The 3,757-nt window shown below is 66.5% G+C and carries 1 protein-coding gene; it reads left to right on the plus strand.

Annotated features, from left to right (window positions below; all coding sequences use genetic code 11):
• Positions 1-2,176 precede the first annotated feature (2,176 nt).
• Positions 2,177-2,674: a P-loop NTPase family protein gene (locus AC3DEV_RS16660; protein WP_488372810.1), complete on the plus strand. Its 498-nt coding sequence runs from the start codon at positions 2,177-2,179 to the stop codon at positions 2,672-2,674.
• Positions 2,675-3,757 lie beyond the last annotated feature (1,083 nt).

Below are 3,757 nucleotides of genomic sequence, written 5' to 3' on the forward strand. Positions count from 1 at the left end.
GCACCCATCACCCGACGCGCCAACAACGAACCCCGCAACTGCTCCACACCCACCACCTCACCACCAGGACCCGACAACGGCACCCGCCAATTCGGATACTCATCCGACGTCCCCGGAACATTCACCGGGTTCGCCTATAGGCGGATGGGCACGTGCGTCTCTAGCGGGCTGGGCGGTCGAAGAGCGTGCATCCTCACCAACGGAAGTTTCGTGTCCATCCTCGAGGGTTCCTCCACTATCGGGGTTTTTGACGACGACGCGTGCTTGATTCCCACCTAGGCCGGGCAGCTCGTGCTTGTTCTCCTCTTCAGCTGGCGACGATCCGCCCGTCGGTAGTCTTTCCACGCAGGGATGGCCCGGGATACCTTGCGTCGTCGTTGGAGGTGGCCGTCACTGTGGGCACGGGATCGTCGTTGAAGACGGTGACTATCGGTCGAAGTCGTCACCTGACCGAGCCAGAAGACTCTGACGACACTCACCTCGTGCGCCCAGATCGGCGAGCCCCGCCCGGATAGCCATGAAGCTGGAGAATCTGGGACTCGGAGTTCGCACGCGATGAGGTCTGCGCGGGGGTCACCGGCATTCCTGTCTCATTCGGCCCGCCGGAGATGGGTCGAGCAGGGAAGTCCGTGGACGGGTGCAGCGCTCGAGCTCCCTGTTCGGCCCAGGGTCAGACGGGAGCGCTGGCGCCCTGATCGTGGATGAACACGCCGTCGGGGCTGATCTTGTCGCCGTCCGTCCTCGGTTCACTACCCACCTCGAACAGCCGCCTTCTCCACGAGTGTGAGGGCGCCCGTGTAGCCGGTCTCGGGCGGCAGCGCGATCGTGTCGTCCCCGCCCGGGGGTAGAAAATCACCGCAGGGGGTGACCGGGTGTGACCAGGTCATCTTCGATAGAGGCGGCGAGAGCCTAACGCTCAACGTGCGGCTCTGTAGCTGCTCTGGTCCACTCGGCGGCCACGACCGGCCAAAAATTGTGCGGGCGCTCGGTTTAGATCCCGTCCTCTCCGGCATGGTGGGTGACGCGGTGCGGAAAGGGGCTCATGGGCAGAGCCGAAAGGCAGTCCTCTGAACCCCCCGAGGTTGGTGTCGGGCCGTCGTTGCAGGTTCGGACGAAGGCTGCCGCCGGGTTACAGTCCAGCACCGCGGACGGTCAAAGCGCCGGGCTCGAGGGCGCTTCTCACGCTGGCTGGCTCGGCTGAATCTCGGCCCGGCTCGAGGGCCGCGGCGAGGGCATGCGCGCACTCTGCCGGTTGGCACCCGGCCGTGGACGCAGCAATGCCGGCGGGGCACACCGGCTCGTCGGCCCAGGCATTGTCCGCTAGCGGTTCCACTCGGGTGCTGAGGGCACCGGGCCGACGAGACGGTTGACCCGGGTTCCGATGACCGCGGATCGTGTTCGAGTGAAGGCCTCAGCGGCTGGGGGGCCATGAATGATCGCGACGTGGCCGATGATCACGACATGCCCAATTGCCGGTCGCGATGCCGAACATCTCGCGGTCCAGCCATCACCGCCGAGAATGGTGGGGCCATCGCGGTCCCAATGATGAACCTCGTGGGGAGTGCGCTGACCGATCACCGCGGGCTCCCGAGTCGGGCCTCCCAGGAGTCGTCGGATGCGGCCACCCGGGCGAGTACGCCGATGTCCGAGTCGACAGAGATCTCGTCGGTGTCGCAACCGGCTCGCGCGTCGCCCGACACGCGAGCGGCTGGACGGCACGGGGGTCTGCAATCACGAAGAGGCGCCGTGGGGAACCGTAGACAAACCACCTCCACGGCGTTATCCGGTTGGTCGATGAGGAGGGCGGCAATCCCGGAGGCGTTCAGAGTCCGAACGTGGCAACAGTCGAAGTAGTGTCGGCCGCGATCCATCAGCGTGTTCGCGTCGCGCATGGTCAGGGCCGGCACGAAAGAGACGAGTACGGTCGACGCTAGCGTCCAGATTGGCGCGCGGATCATCGATCACGCGGTACCGGGTCGACGACGCGGGGGAGTCGGGGTCAGAGCACAAGCTCCGCTTCGAGCGAGACGGCGGTCCCACGGGCGAGGAGCTCTCGCATGTCAAACAGGGTCGGTTGCGGGGCCACAGCCTAGGAGGCTGACATCCGCTGTCGGGGAATGCACGAGTGCCGTGACTTCCTGGAAGCGGGCCGGTGTCGGAGGAGCCCCAGATCTCGTTGGCTGACCCGCCCGAGGTCGCCCATGCCGCCGGGGAGCTCAAGACCCCCGACCATCTCCGCTGGTTCAGCGAGCTCGCCGACACCGCCCGCGGCCGGGGCTCGACCTTCGGGGAATACCCGGCCACAGTCCTGGGACGCCGGGTCGACGGCCGTGAAGGTTCCCGGCATCCGGCATCCGGCATCCGGCTTCGCAGTCGCGCGGCGCACGTTCCGCGAATCACGATGCTCGGGGACCTCAACGTCGGCCATCAACTCACCTTGCTCAGGGAGGTGCTAGAGCATCCGACGGCGAGCACGTACCTCGCCGAGGCCGCCGGCGTCGGGCGCCTCGGGCCTCGGGCTGGCAGAACCCGGCTGGCTGTCGCGCTCGGATACAGGGCGATTGCCGGTGGCTACGCCGTGCAATTCGACCCCGCGGTCGGATGGCCGGCCGAGCTCCAGACCGCGCATGCCGAGAAGCACCCAGAACCCGGGCTACGTGAGCCGAGGCGCTGAAAGCCACTCCGCATCGACGAGGCCGGCGGTACACGGCCGACTTCGGTGCCGCGAGACTGTTCTGCCGGTTCGAGGCTCACCGCCACGAGTGACGTTTGATCCTGGGCACCCAGAACACACCGGTCTGGCGCGGGCCAGATCGTCGCCCAGGCCATCGTCGTCGTCGTCGTCGAGATGACGGGCCACCTCATCCACCACGCCGAGATCCGCACACGAGGCGGACACCCCCACCGAGGCGGGACATGTCGAGGGCTCTTGACCGCTCAGCCACGCAACCGGAGGGGTCCGATTCCGGCCGTCACGTAGGTGGCAATACCCACCCGCCGTTGACACCCCCGTCCCGATCGCGGGGTCGGACTGGTCGAACAACACCCACTCACGACTCGGGCACGCCCTAGGGAGCGGGGACCGGCGTGGTGTTCTCGCCTGGTGTGTTCGCCTCGCGATGCGGTTCCGACCGGAGTTCGCCAGCCCCAGGCGGGGAGACCCGGTGAAGGCTCGGGGGAGAGCCCAGCATCGACTGTTCCACCGAACGGGCCACACCCCCCGAGCCGCACTGGGTTCTCGACGAACCGCGGCCGACGCCCGGTCGGGCGTAGGTCGTGGGGCCGAGCGGGCAGACGACACGCCGATGGTCCAGGCGGAAGACTCGGAAGGTCTCAGCCGGGAGCCCGCAAGGGTGGTGGTGGCGCCGCTCCACCTGTGCCCTCGACAGGCCAAGGCGTCTTGATTCGACAAAATGGGTATCTACCAGCGAAAACAGGCCGGATTTGGTTTCGTGGACACTCCCGTGTAACTTTATCGGAGCCGCCAGGGAGCGGGCCGGAGCCGAGAGGCGAGGGCCTGGTTCGGGGGGTAGAAAATGCGGGTGTCCGGTTCTCCTGGTTTGACTGGGGCGGGCGGGTCACCTACGCTGGAGAAGTTGCCCCGAGCGGGTGGCGGATTGCAGTGACTACCCCGCGAGCTGGTTGTCTTCGGATGACTGGGGAGTGGTGTGTGGGTGTTGTTTGAGAACTCAACAGTGTGTTTTGTTTGTGATAGTGCCAAATTTTTTGTTTGGTTGCGACCCTTTCACATCCCTGT

The organism is Dietzia sp. IBK-p2-15D (assembly GCF_057773105.1).